Raw genomic sequence first — 13,202 nt, 5'->3', positions numbered from 1 at the left:
TTACTGGCTCCAGCCCGGCTGATACAGCTTGCCGTAAAAGTCATCCAGCTTGGCGCGCACCACCGGCGAATGCTGGTAGATATCAACGAACTTCGCCAGGCGCGGATCGTTCTGATGACCGTCGCGGATCACGAACTGAATCACGTATTCCGGATGTTCCAGGCCATCAAACAGCAGCGCATTGTTCGGATCGATGGTCTTCGACAGGCGCAGATAGTGCGGATAACCCTGCGCTAAATCGACTTCATCCAGCGAACGCGACAGCTGCACCGCTTCCACTTCGATAATCTTCAGATGCTTCGGATTGCTGACAATGTCATCTACGGTAGATTTGAGGCCCGCGCCCGGTTTTAAGCTAATCAGCCTGGCTTTTTGCAGCAGCAGCAGGCCGCGCGCGCCGTTAATCGGATCGTTGGCAATCGCCACCGTGCCGCCATCGGGGATCTGGTCAATCGCGGTATGTTTTTTCGAATAGAGCCCGATGTTGTTGATGATCGCCGGCGCGTACGGCACCAGATGGAATCCGCCCTGCTGATTGGCATTCTCCAGGAACGGTTTGTGCTGGAACAGGTTCACATCGATATCGCCGTTTTCAACGCTGACGTTCGGCGCGGTCCAGTCGGTGAACTCCACCAGCTCAACGTTCAAACCCTGTTTTTTCGCCTCAGCCACCGCGATTTCCAGCGGCGGCGCAAAGGCTGCTGTAGTACCGACTTTCAGCGGCCCGCTGTAGTTTTCGCCGGCGACGGCGCTAAACGCCAGCAGTGCGACGCTGGCAGCCAGCGCAAAATGACGTGCAATGTTCATATCAGATCCCTGAGGTTAAATTAACGAAGGTTAACGCCGTCGCGCCAGCGCGCCGCCGGATGGCGATCGGGCAAGCGGTCCTGCTGTTGAAAAATTTTCTGCCGCAATGAACCGGGCTGATACGCGGTCTTGAAGCGGCCGCGCTGCTGTAATTCCGGCACCACCAGATCGATAAAATCGCGGTAGCTCTGCGGATTAAGGATGCGCGTCAGGTTAAAGCCGTCGATATCGCCTTCGTCGATCCACTTAATCAGCGCATCCGCGACCTGGCTCGGATTGCCAACGATCAGCGGATAGCGGCTGCCCATCGCGTGCTGCTCCAGCAAACGACGCCGCGTCCAGCCGCTAAAGGCTTTGCTCACCGATTCTATGGCGCGCGTGTCGCCGGTCTGAATCGGCTCATCGAGTTCGAACGCCGCCAGATCGAGGCCAATCGAGCTGGAGAAGTGCGCGATGCCGGCTTCCGGGCTGGCGTAGGCGAGGTAGCTTTGATGCTTCTCCTGCGCTTCACGTTCGGTAGGCGCGACAATCACGCTGACGCCCATAAAAATGCGCAGATCGTCAGGATGGCGTTTGGCCTCCACCGCCGCCAGGCGCAAGCGCGTCGATTGCTCGCGCATCGCTGCTGGTGACGCAGCATTCACAAAGCTGCACTCGGCGTGACGTCCGGCGAACTGCACGCCGCGCGCCGAGGAACCGGCCTGGAACAGCAGCGGCGTGCGCTGCGGCGACGGGCTGCTCAGGTGATAACCCTGCACCTGATAGAACTCGCCCTGGTGATTGATTTGGTGAATTTTATTGGCATCGGCGTAGCGACGATTGGCTTTATCCTGCACCAGCGCATCATCCTGCCAGCTGCCTTCCCATAACTTGTAGGTGACATCGAGAAACTCATCGGCCTGATCGTAGCGGCGGTCGTGCGCCAGCAGCTGTTGCTGGCCCATGGCACGCGCGGCGCTATCGAGATAACCGGTGACGATGTTCCAGCCGATGCGCCCTTTGGTCAGGTGATCGAGCGTGGAAAGGCGGCGCGCGAACGGATACGGCGCTTCATAACTCAGGTTGGCGGTGACGCCAAAACCCAGATGCTGCGTAACGCTGGCCATGCCGGAAATCAGCATCAGCGGATCGTTCACCGGTAGCTGAATCGACTCTTTGGCGGTCAGGCCAATGCCTTGCTGATAAACGTCATACACGCCGAGAATATCGGCGATAAACAGCCCATCAAACAGCCCGCGCTCCAGCAAACGCGCCAGATCCAGCCAGTGATCCAGCGAGTTGAAATCCACTGAACGATCCTGTGGATGGGTCCACATACCGTGATGAATGTGCCCAACGCAGTTCATATTGAAGGCGTTGAGCAGAATCTGTTTGTGGCTCATATCGTCCCCCGACGCGGCGGCAACACGCCATTCAGCAGGTAGTTGCCGATGGCCGGATATTTCCAGCGCACCGGATCGTGCAAGGTGTGGGTACGCGCATTGCGCCAGTGGCGGTCAAAGTTGTGCTCACGCAGGCTGGATCGCGATCCGCCAAGTTCAAACAGCAGATTGCTGGCCTCTAGCGACACGTCCGTGGTCCAGGCGCGCGCTTTGGCAACTTCCACCGACGCCAGCGCCACGTTTTCAGCGCTGGGATCGCGCTGCGCCACGTCAACCGCATCACCCGCAATCGCCAGTAACGCATCGCCGGCGCTCAAACGTGCGGCCAGACGACCGGTGCGATCAAGCGTCAGCGGATCGTCGCTCGCACGGTCGACGCCGCTGTCCGGCCACGGCCGCGCGCGCTGACGCAGGAAATCGAGCATCTCGTCAAACGCCGCCCGTGCAATGCCCTGATCGATAGCGGCATGCATAATCTGCGCAAAGGGCCCAACGGTGCTCGGACGCTCAAACGCCGTCTGGAACGGCACCACATCTTCCGGCGCAATCGCTACGTCGCTGAATTGCACGCTGCCGCTGCCGGTGGTGCGCTGACCGAAGCCACTCCAGTCATCAATCACGTTGACGCCATGCTGATGCCGCGGCACAAACACCAGCTGCTCCTTGCCATCATCCGCAATCGCCAGCGTCGGAATGCGATCGGCATACAGCGCGCCGGTGCAGTAAAACTTATTGCCGTTGAGGCGTAATCCTTCCGCCTGCTGCGAAACTGCCGTAGAACGCTGATGCGCGGCGGGCGAAGTGAATTCCGCCAGCGCGTTGCCGTGATGCACGCCCGCCAGCACTTCGGCGTAGAGCCGCTGTTTCTGCGCCTCGCTGCCGTTGATGCGCAACACTTCCAGCGCGTAAAAATGGTTCTGCGGCACCTGACCAATCGAACCGTCGGCGGCGCTCAAAAGCACGAAAATCTCTGCCAGTTCGGCAGTTGAAATCTCAATGCCGCCAAAGTCACGCGGTACGGTGATGGCGCCGAGCCCGGATTGAAACAGCTGCTGTAACTCGGTGTGCGGCAGTTCACGTTCGCGGTCGCGCTGGGCAGAACCGGCACGAAAACGCTCTGCCAGCTCTTGCGCGACCTGCAACGCCTGCTGGGCATTCTCAATGCGCGTCGCGCGCTGTTTAGGCGATACCTGCGTCATGGTTGCTCCTTAAATCCACGCATGACGCGCAGGCAGCGCATCATTGAGGTAATAGTTGCCGATGGCATGAGTTTTCCAGCGCACCGGATCGTGCAGCGTGTGAGTGCGCGCATTGCGCCAGTGACGATCAAGACCGTGACGCAGCAAGGTGCCGCGACTGCCGCCCCATTCCAGCAGCTTCTCACTGGCACGCAGCGCCACTTCGGTGGTCAGCACTTTGGCTTCCGCTACCGCAATCGATGCGCGTGCGCAGTTTTCGGCGGTCAGCGCCTGTTGATCGATGCTATCGAGTACCCGGGCAGCACGAGCCAGCAGCGCGTTGGCGGCGCTCAGTTCGGTGCTGATGCGGCCCACGTCGGCAAGGATGTAGGGATCGTCGGCATTGCGGCTGACATTGGCATCCACCCAGGGTCGCGAGCTGCTGCGCACAAACTCCAGCGCCTCATCCAGCGCACCTTGCGCAATGCCCGCATCAATCGCCGCCTGAATCAGCTGGGAAACTGCGCCGCGCAGCGTCGGTTTTTCAGCGGGAGGCAACGACATCAATAACGCAGGATCAACCACAACCTGATGCAACTTCACCGTACCGCTAGCGGTAGTGCGCTGGCCAATACCGGACCAGTCATCCACAATTTCCACGCCCGGCGTCGGCAGCGGAATAAAGGCCATTTTCGGCTGCTGATCGTGCATCGCCGTGGTGACCAGAATGTCGGCGAACAGCGCGCCGGTAGAGTAGAACTTCTCGCCGGTGAGTTGCACACCGTGTGACGTTGTCACTAGCTGCGCCTGTACGTCTTGCGTATGTTTGGTGTTTTTCTCCGGTCCGCCGTTGCCCAGACGTTTGCCCTGCACCACCGCGCTCAGCAGCCGCTGCTGTTGCGCGGCAGAACCTTCGCCAAGGATGAATTGAATCAGACCAAAGTGGTTTTGCGGGATCTGCCCCAGCGACGGATCGCTGGCGGAGATCAGACGAAACACTTCGGCCATGGTCTGGTACGACAAACCTGCGCCACCCAATTCGCGCGGCACGCTGATGCTGCCAAGTCCCAACGCGGTGAACTGGTCGAGCAGCGCGATGGGATAGATGCGTTGCTGATCGCGCTCAACTGCGCCACTTTTCGCCTGCCCGGCCAAATGGCGTGCGGCGGCGATGGCTTCTTCATTGCTGTTTAATACCGCTGCGCGGTTAATAATCTCGTCACTGTTTTGCGTCATAGCTGATTTCACTTTTACTGCACAGCGAAGTGTAAGCCTGCACTGAAAAACTCAGCAGGCCGTGGAATGAATAACGGATTGAAAGCGATGATAATCAGCGGGGTTAAAGCAAGTAAATAGCGCGGTTATGCTATATCCGGCAATGCGTTGCCATTATTAAGCTATGGATTTATTGAAGCACAACAATAGGCTAGCGGCGGCGCTGCGGGCAATTAGCAAGTATAAAAAAGCGGCGAGTAATTCTTAAGATCAAATAACGCTAAGAAAAGTTTAATTCCGCAAATGATGTAGCAGCGCGATTTATCGCGCGTTGATGTTTAACGTTAAAAAACGCGCGATAAATCGCGCCGCTACGGATGGTGCGGAATTTAAAAGCAGCGCGAAATGTTAATTATTTAATTGCGCATCAAATTGCGCGGCAGCGAAACTGCGGGTGGATTCGCTTTTCACACTATGCGGAATCTGCACGCTATCGATCAACTTCGCCAGCTGATAGGTTTTCACCGTCTCATTTTGCGTTAGCTGCTGCGCATAATTCGCGGTCAAATCCCCTTTCTTATTCTGCGTCACCGAGGTCTGGCTGCGCTCTTCATCATCGATCAAATGATACTTATAGTTTTGCGACGACTTCTGTTCGGTCAGCTTCGCCGCTGAGACAGAATCCAGCGCGGTGTGGAAGCTGGCCTTGAGTTTAAACAGCGTTTGCTGGGTCAAATCCTGGGTATCACCATGCGTTTGCGTAGCGGTTTTCTGCGCCACGTTCAGGGAGAAGGTGTCTTGCTCTTCCGGCTTATACGGATTACCGGAAACCGGCGTCTGCTGATAGCTCGCCGAGAAGTCCGCCAGTCCGCTGATTGCGCCGTTCTTCGCCGCATTGGCATCAATCGACTTCACACGCTGCGTGTTGATGCTTTCAGCCGCTTTGCCTTCGGTGGTATTGAGCGCGCGGAAGCTGGCTTTAAACAGCGTCAACATGTCGCTATCACCGTGACCGCGCGAAGCGGCCTGATCAAATTTGCTGCTCCACTGATCCAGCGCCGCCGCCTGCTGTGCCGCGCTGCCCGCCTGCGTCAGTTTCGAAACATCGGTATCGAGTTTGATGCTGACATCGCCGTTGTGGAAGCCGAGCCAGCGCGCCTGATCGTCGGCATGCAAATTCAGCGACTGCGTGACGTTATTGCCATTACGCAGATCCGTCTTCAAATCGACGCTTTTCAACACTGAAGTGTCGAACTTCATCAGATCGCTGATATCGAGTTTGGTGGTGCTGCCATCCAGGCCATCCAGCGCCTTCTGCAAACCGGTGGATAGCTGACCCATCGCCGCCGCTTCAACGTTGTTGAGCTGGCCGCCGCTGGTTTTCAGCTCCACCACCATGCCGCCCTGTTGACGCGTCATCTGCAAACTCACCTGCACACCAGATTGGGTAGTGATGGTCAGCGCCAGCGCACTTTGGCTGCTGCTCCGCGCACCATCTACCGCTTCCGTCGCTGGCACGCTTAAGGTTACGTCGCCGCGATGGCTGGCCAGATTACTCAATAAGGTGCTGCCGAGACCGTTCATGCCGACGCCGCTGGCATGCGCGGCACCGTTGAGCTGCGCCTGCAAGCTGCTGGTGACATCGACGGAACTCTTGACCTGCGCGGGCTCGATTTTGTAGATCGCGGCGATGGCATCACTCGCCTCGCTGAAGGTGACTTTGGTCGACGCTTCCGCCGTCAGGGCGTTTTGCGCGGATTTGTTGTTCACCGCCGGCGTCACCACCGCATTCGATGCGATTAAATTTCTCAGTACGCTGCTGCCAATCCCATTTAGCATGAAAATAATCCTCGTTGTGTACTATTCCTGAGGGTTATCGGCGAAATGTTCAGCGGCTTTAATGGTTTTTGCCCTCACCCTCTTCCATAAACGGGAGAGGGAACCAATTGTGCAACGTCTGCTCCCTCTGCCGCCTGCGGGAGAGGGCTGGGGTGAGGGAAATGCATTGGCAGTTCTGACATAACATCTGTCCGCCTAAACACAGCCGCACTTCACGCAGTGACTTAGGTTATTCATCAACACATCTCTCACTCACGAGGTAAGGTCACGATGAATAACCTGCATTACAAAAGCTTGCTGGAAATTGGCCGCTTGATTCAGTCGGGCGAAATCTCTTCGGTAGAAGTCACGCAAACCCTGCTGACGCGCATTGATACGCTCGATCGCGACTTACACAGCTACTTCTACGTGATGCGCGATAGTGCACTGCAACAGGCGGCCGAAGCCGATGCCGAAATAGCCCAGGGCAAAATGCGCGGTCCGCTGCACGGCGTGCCGATCGCGCTCAAAGATCTGATCTGGACCAAAGACGCGCCCACCAGCCACGGCATGATCATCCACAAAGATCGTTACCCTACAGAAGACTCCACCGTGGTGGAGCGCTTCCGCGCGGCGGGTGCGGTGATTCTCGGCAAACTGACGCAAACCGAAAGCGCCTTCGCCGATCACCATCCTGATATCACCCGGCCCAATAATCCGTGGAACAATGCGCTGTGGACCGGCGTCTCCTCCAGCGGATCCGGCGTCGCCACCGCCGCAGGGTTATGCTTCGGCTCAATTGGCACCGATACCGGCGGATCGATTCGTTTTCCCTCCAACGCCAACGGCCTGACCGGCATTAAACCGACGTGGGGCCGCGTCACGCGTCACGGTGCCTGTGAACTGGCGGCATCACTGGATCATATTGGCCCGATGGCACGTAACGCCGCCGATGCCGCCGCCATGTTGCAGGCCATTGCCGGTCGCGATGATAAAGATTCCACCTCCAGCAGCGAGCCGGTGCCCGATTATCTGGCGCTGATGACGCGCGGCATCAGCAAGATGCGCATCGGCGTAGATAAAAGCTGGGCGCTGGAGAAAGTCGACGAGGAGACGCGCGCTGCGCTGCAATCGGCGATCGCCACCTTGAGTTCGCTCGGCGCGACGCTGGTAGATATCACCTTGCCCGATACCGAAAAAGCCGCCGCCGAGTGGAGCGCACTCTGCGCCGTGGAAACCGCGCTGGCGCATGAAGAGACCTATCCGGCGCAGAAAGATCACTACGGTCCGGGCCTGGCTGGTCTGCTGGATCTCGGTCACAGCGTTACCGCGCTGGAGTATCAACGTTTGCTACTCAGCCGTGCGGCGCTGCGCGGCGATATCTCCGCGCTCTTTACTCAGGTTGATCTGATTCTGGCACCGGCTACCGCGTATGCCGGATTGACCTGGGACACCATGACCCGTTTTGGTACCGATCAGGCACTGTTTAACGGCGTGCTGCGCTATACCAGTGCATTCGATGCCAGCGGTCATCCCACCATCACCCTGCCGTGCGGCAAAACCGCAGGCGGCGCGCCGATTGGCTTCCAGTTGGTGGCAGCACATTTCGCCGAAACCACCATGATTCAGGGCGCGTGGGCCTTCCAGCAGGTCACCGACTGGCATAATCAGCATCCTGCGTTATAAATCTGCGTTGTTTGCCGCCCCGATAGCTTCGGGGCGGTCATTTCACCCGCTCATGGCCTGAAACTTGCTTCAACTTCCTGACTTCCGCCCTTTTTCGCCATGTTTAGGGGATGCTGATATGAAAGAGCTTTTCACCACCGACGATCTCGATAACCGTCATCGCTTCGATGCCTGGCGTGATGCGGTGTGCTCGCGGCTGATCAACGCCCAAGCACGACAGATGCATTCAGGCACTTTTTCCGGCAGCTTTGCCTATTCGATGCTCGGTCACATGGATATTGCCAATCACGTATCGCATACCGCGCTGATGTGGCAACGCACAGCAGAATGCATCCGCCGCCATCCTAATCACGATTTCTATCTGGGCTACGTCTGCGCCGGCAGCGGCACGCTGCGGCAGAATGGCCATCAATCACGCGTCAGCGCCGGCGATGTGGTAATTTACGATGCTGCCACGCCGTTTGATTTTGCGATGGAAAAGGTGGCGATCAATATCGTGCATCTGCCACGTCACATCATGGAGAAGGAAGCGCCTGCCACCGCCAAACTGGCAGGCAAAACGCTGGATCTCACGCGCCCCGGCATGGCATCGCTCAAGCTGCTGCTGCAGGAAGCGTTCGTGTTTAATCCCGACCGCGAGAACCCGTTTCTGGCCGAGCAGTTTGCCAACACGCTGCTGAATATGATTTCGGTGAGCGTCAATTTGCAGCACAGCGAAGAGGCGCTGAAGTCGGATCTTTACTCACGCGTAGTGAGTTTTCTGCGTCACAACCTGCAGGAGCCAGAGCTGTCGGTGGCGCAGATCGCCAATGCGCATCATGTCTCGCCGCGCACTATCAGCCGGGTGTTTGCCGCGCACGGCACCACGCCGATGAACTTCCTCTGGCAGGAGCGTTTGCAGGCGTGTCATCGCATTCTCGCCGAAGGCAAAGCGCGCAATATCACCCAGGTGGCGTTGGATCACGGCTTTAGCGATATGTCGCACTTCAGCCTGGCGTTCCGCAAAACCTTTGGTTATACGCCCAGCAGCCTGTTACGGCAGCCGGACGCGCCGCTACTTTTGTAGCGTGGTGATCACGCGCTCGGCGGTGTATTCCATGCTGCTGCGCGTGTTCATCGCTTCACTGCGCATCAAGCGATACGCCCCCGATTCATCCAGCCCGAAGGTTTGCATCAGCACGCTTTTGGCCTGCGCCAGTCGCTCACTCCGCGCTTGACGCGCCTGCTGTACCGCACGCAACCGCTGCTGATGACGCACGGTTTTTAGCGTGCCAATCATTTGCACAATCAAGGCAAACGGATTGAGCTCACGCGCAGCGATAGCATTCGGCTGGAGTTGCAGCAGTAGCGGAAACAACCGCGCGTTGTGGCTATCCGCCAGCGCGATGATGGGAATATCCCTTTCGCGCGCGCTGATAAACAGCGGGGTTAACAGTGGCTGCTGATGCATATCGATCGCCACCAGCAGCAGCTGCGTATCCGTGGAGAGTGACGCGGCAGGCGGCCAGCTGTGCTGCGCGTGACAGCCCAGCTGCGTTAGCGAGGCGCAAAACGCGCGCACGCTCTGTGAATCAGGATGGAAAATATGCAGCCGGACACCAGAAAGCGTTGCCAGTAATGATTGTTCAGTCATGGTTCACCCTATGCGCATCCCGAATGAGGAAAGCTCACAGTAAGCGAGCGGATGGGTTAACGCTGTGCTGATGCTGCCGGGTGCTGTGTCAGGGCGGACAAGGAAGCGGTTCGGTATTTGGCAAGGTCACCATGAATGGTGACCCTACAAAATGATGCTCAAACATGAAACCCCAAAAACTGTTCCGCCACGCTGGCGCTCGACTGGGTTTTCGGATCGATCCTCTGCACAATCTGCCCCTTTTCGATCACATGAATCTGGTCAGAGAGCGCGTAAAGAAACTCGATATCCTGCTCCACCAGAATGATCGAAATATCCATCTCATGCCGCAGCCGTCGTAACGTCTCGATAATCTCCTCGCAGATATTCGGTTGAATCCCTTCCGTTGGCTCATCCAGCAGCACCAGCTGCGGCTGGCCGCACAGGCAGCGCGCCAACGCCAATAGCTGCTGCTCGCCGCCCGATAGCGCACCGCCCGGCTGCGCCAGCAGGCGTTTCAGGCGCGGAAAATACGCCAGCATCTGCTCGATAATCTCTCCGGCGCGGGAAAAATGTTTCACGCAGCCCATGCGCAGATTTTCCTCAACCGTCAGCTGCGGAAAAATCTGTCGGCCTTGCGGCACAAAACCGATGCCCGCCACCGCCCGCTGGTGCGCCTGATAACGGGTAATATCGATGCCGTTCAACGCGATCTGGCCTTGCCAGGCCGGCAGTTCGCCCATAATGGTGCGCAGCAGCGTGGTTTTGCCCATGCCGTTGCGGCCCAGCACGCCGGTAAACGACTTCGCGCCGACAAACAGCTCGGATAAGTTCAGCACCGGAATCTTGTTGTAACCCGAGATCATCTCTTTGATTTCAAGCATGTTTAATCTCCAGATTGCCGAGATAAGCCTCTTTCACCCGCGGATTTTGCGTCACCTCGCGGAAGCTGCCTTCCGCCAGCACCGCGCCCTGGTTAAACACCGTCACCTGCTGCGCAATCATGCTGATGAACTCCATGTCATGCTCCACCACCACCACCGTGCTCTGCTGATTAATCGCCTTGATCAACTGCGCGGTTTTGCGCACTTCCTGATGCGTCATACCCGCCGCCGGTTCATCCAGCAGCACCAGCTGCGGTTTTGAGATCAGGATCATCCCCAGCTCCACCCACTGCCGCTGACCGTGCGCCAGTTCCGAGAGCACCGCATGTTGCAGATCGACCAGACCGATATCCTCCAGCACCTGTTCTATCGCCGCCGGCAGCGCCGCTTTCGCCAGCTTATTTGCTGCCGCCTGCCACAGATTTTCCCGCACGCTTAAGCCTTCGAACACGCTCGGCACCTGGGTTTTAATGCCAATCCCCAACCGTGCGATTTCCCATGGCCGTTTGCCGGAGATCACCTGTTCGCGATAGCGACACTCGCCGCGCGTCGGCGTGACCTGCCCGCTCAGCATCTTGAAGAAAGTGCTCTTTCCTGCGCCGTTGGGGCCGATCAGGCAGCGCAACTCACCTTCACGTAGGGTGAAATCCACCTCTTTCACCGCATGCACGCCGCCAAAACTGACGCCCATTTTGCGGGTTTCCAGTAACACGTTGGCCGTCATGGTTTCACCTCACTGACCTGCGCGCGGCTGGCAGGCGCGGCGGGACGCTTGCGCCGCCACAGGCGCTGCAACGTTGGCAGAATGCCGCCTGGAATCAGCAACACAAACACCGCCAGAATCACGCCGAGCACTAAGTTGACATCCACGGTTTGCTGAGCGCCCAGCCGCGTCACCATCCACTGCAACAGCACGCAGCTGATCACCGGACCCAGCAGCGTGCCGCGGCCACCGACAATCACCCAGATGATGATCTGCGCCGACTGGCTGATGCTAAAAACGCCGGGACTAACAAAGGCGCCCCAGTTGACGTACAAACAGCCCGCCAGTCCGGCAATGGCCGCGCCGATGGCGAAGGTTGCCAATTTATGCGCCGGCACGTTGTAGCCGAGCAATCCGGCGCGCTGCTCGTTCTCACGAATTGCCACCACGGTTTTGCCAAAACGGCTCAGCAGCACGAACTTCAGCAAGGCGTAGCACAGCGCCAGACATCCGGCGGTGACCATAAAGATCGCCTCGGGCGATAAAATCGCCTCCGGCTGGAACGGCAGGTTAAGCGTCGGCACCGAAGGAATGCCGTTAAAGCCGCCCAGCAACGCCTCGCCGATGTGGTATTCGCTGCCGGAGGTGGAGTTGACCCAGTTAAACAGCACCAGACTCACCGCCAGCGTGATGGCGCCGAGATAGACATCGCTGACGCCGCCATAAAAAATCACATAGCCGAGCAACAGCGAGAACAACGTTGGCAGCAGCACCGCCATCACCACCGCCCAGGTCGAATCGCCCCAGTTGATAGCGCAAATCGCATAGGTGTAGGCCCCTAAACCGAAAAACGCCGCCTGACCAAAGCACAGGATGCCGCCGTAACCCCAGATGAACGCCAGGCTGAGCGACAACAAACCCATCACCAGAAACACCGTCAGCGACAGCAAGGTGTAGAGCTCAATCGCGCCTGACAGCCACAGCGCCACCAGCACCATCGCCAGTGAGGTGACGATAATCTGGATCTTTTCCGAGAAAAGTTTCATTACAGCGATCTCCTGAAGAAGCGTCCGGTGATGCCCTGCGGCAGCAAGCGCAGCAGCACAATGGCGCTCAGCAATAGCGCTACGGCACCGAACACCGGCGTGGAGAAGTACGTCACCAGTTGCGAAATGGTGCCGAATAACGTCGAGGCGGAGAGCGTTCCGGCGATGATGGCGCTGCCACCGCCAATCACCGTGATAAAGGCTTTGGCGATAAAGCTGACGCCAATGGTCGGGATCACGCCGGTAATCGGCGCTAACAGCGCGCCGCCTAAACCCGACAGCGCTGCGCCCAGGCCAAACGTCAGGCTGTAGATTTTGCCCGGATTGCTGCCGAGCGCCGCCGCCATACGCGCATTCTGCATGGTGGCACGCGCGCACAAACCTAAAGTGGTGAAGCGCAACAGCAACCACAGCGCGCCGAGCAAGCCGATCGCAAACACAATCATGAACAGCGAATAACCGCTGGTGCTGTAGCTGCCGATGCTGACGCTGGGCAGCGGTGAACTGATGCCCAGCGTAGTATTGCCGAATAGCATGGTGGCGGCACCAATCAGTGCCAGACTCAGCCCCCATGTCGCCAGCATGGTGTCGATCATCCGCCCGTACAGATGACGGATAATTACGCGCTCGATTACCGCGCCAAACACCCCCACAGTGAGCGGCGCAATCACCAGCATCGAGATCCAGATCGGCACGCCCCACTGATTGGTGGCGAGAATGGCGCTGTAGCCGCCCAGCATCATGAATTCGCCGTGCGCCATATTGACGATTTTCATCATGCCGAACACCACCGCCAGCCCGACGCTCATGATCACCAGCACGGCGATGGCATTAAGCACTTCAATGGCGTAGATAATGAACAGATCCATAG

Annotated in this window: 12 protein-coding genes; 2 read left to right on the top strand and 10 right to left on the bottom strand. The window is 58.1% G+C overall.

All coding sequences use genetic code 11. The features are described from left to right. From K5Y33_RS14085 to K5Y33_RS14065, 5 genes are all read right to left on the bottom strand, one after another. Complete coding sequence (locus K5Y33_RS14085; RefSeq protein WP_222234306.1) at positions 1-807, bottom strand: MetQ/NlpA family ABC transporter substrate-binding protein; 807 nt, start codon at positions 805-807, stop codon at positions 1-3. A gap of 20 nt (positions 808-827) precedes the next feature. Continuing rightward, positions 828-2,189: an LLM class flavin-dependent oxidoreductase gene (locus K5Y33_RS14080; RefSeq protein ID WP_222234305.1), complete on the bottom strand. Its 1,362-nt coding sequence runs from the start codon at positions 2,187-2,189 to the stop codon at positions 828-830. Then, positions 2,186-3,388 (bottom strand): SfnB family sulfur acquisition oxidoreductase, encoded by a 1,203-nt coding sequence (locus K5Y33_RS14075; RefSeq protein WP_222234304.1) that lies wholly within the window; start codon positions 3,386-3,388, stop codon positions 2,186-2,188. Before K5Y33_RS14075 ends, K5Y33_RS14080 begins: the two co-directional genes overlap by 4 nt. 9 nt (positions 3,389-3,397) lie before the next feature. Next, the gene (locus K5Y33_RS14070) at positions 3,398-4,603 is read right to left on the bottom strand and encodes an SfnB family sulfur acquisition oxidoreductase (RefSeq protein ID WP_222234303.1); all 1,206 of its coding nucleotides are present in this window, start codon (positions 4,601-4,603) and stop codon (positions 3,398-3,400) included. A 387-nt stretch (positions 4,604-4,990) separates the two neighbouring features. After that, the gene (locus K5Y33_RS14065) at positions 4,991-6,421 is read right to left on the bottom strand and encodes a hypothetical protein (protein ID WP_222234302.1); all 1,431 of its coding nucleotides are present in this window, start codon (positions 6,419-6,421) and stop codon (positions 4,991-4,993) included. A gap of 270 nt (positions 6,422-6,691) precedes the next feature. Between K5Y33_RS14065 and K5Y33_RS14060 the strand changes: the two genes are divergently transcribed. Then, on the top strand, positions 6,692-8,086 hold the full coding sequence (locus K5Y33_RS14060) for an amidase (protein WP_222234301.1): 1,395 nt from the start codon (positions 6,692-6,694) through the stop codon (positions 8,084-8,086). A 118-nt stretch (positions 8,087-8,204) separates the two neighbouring features. Then, positions 8,205-9,152 (top strand): helix-turn-helix domain-containing protein, encoded by a 948-nt coding sequence (locus K5Y33_RS14055; protein ID WP_222234300.1) that lies wholly within the window; start codon positions 8,205-8,207, stop codon positions 9,150-9,152. Here K5Y33_RS14055 and K5Y33_RS14050 read toward each other — a convergent pair. The 5 genes from K5Y33_RS14050 to K5Y33_RS14030 form a co-directional block, all read right to left on the bottom strand. Next, entirely contained in the window at positions 9,141-9,719 is a 579-nt protein-coding gene (locus tag K5Y33_RS14050) for an ANTAR domain-containing response regulator (RefSeq protein WP_101761709.1), read from the bottom strand. The genes K5Y33_RS14055 and K5Y33_RS14050 overlap by 12 nt on opposite strands. Positions 9,720-9,877: 158 nt before the next feature. After that, entirely contained in the window at positions 9,878-10,582 is a 705-nt protein-coding gene (locus K5Y33_RS14045) for an ABC transporter ATP-binding protein (protein WP_222234299.1), read from the bottom strand. Next, a complete protein-coding gene (locus K5Y33_RS14040; protein ID WP_137387268.1) occupies positions 10,575-11,306 on the bottom strand; it encodes an ATP-binding cassette domain-containing protein in 732 nt (243 codons plus the stop codon). The genes K5Y33_RS14045 and K5Y33_RS14040 overlap by 8 nt, the downstream gene beginning before the upstream one ends. Next, complete coding sequence (locus tag K5Y33_RS14035) at positions 11,303-12,331, bottom strand: branched-chain amino acid ABC transporter permease (RefSeq protein WP_222234298.1); 1,029 nt, start codon at positions 12,329-12,331, stop codon at positions 11,303-11,305. Before K5Y33_RS14035 ends, K5Y33_RS14040 begins: the two co-directional genes overlap by 4 nt. Continuing rightward, entirely contained in the window at positions 12,331-13,200 is an 870-nt protein-coding gene (locus tag K5Y33_RS14030) for a branched-chain amino acid ABC transporter permease (RefSeq protein ID WP_192234635.1), read from the bottom strand. The genes K5Y33_RS14035 and K5Y33_RS14030 overlap by 1 nt, the downstream gene beginning before the upstream one ends. Positions 13,201-13,202: the final 2 nt, after the last annotated feature.

This window comes from Pantoea sp. DY-17 (assembly GCF_019795975.1).
Taxonomy (GTDB): Bacteria; Pseudomonadota; Gammaproteobacteria; order Enterobacterales; family Enterobacteriaceae; genus Pantoea; species Pantoea leporis.
Note: the sequence above shows the minus strand (reverse complement) of the source record. Positions and strands in the feature narration are given on the sequence as shown.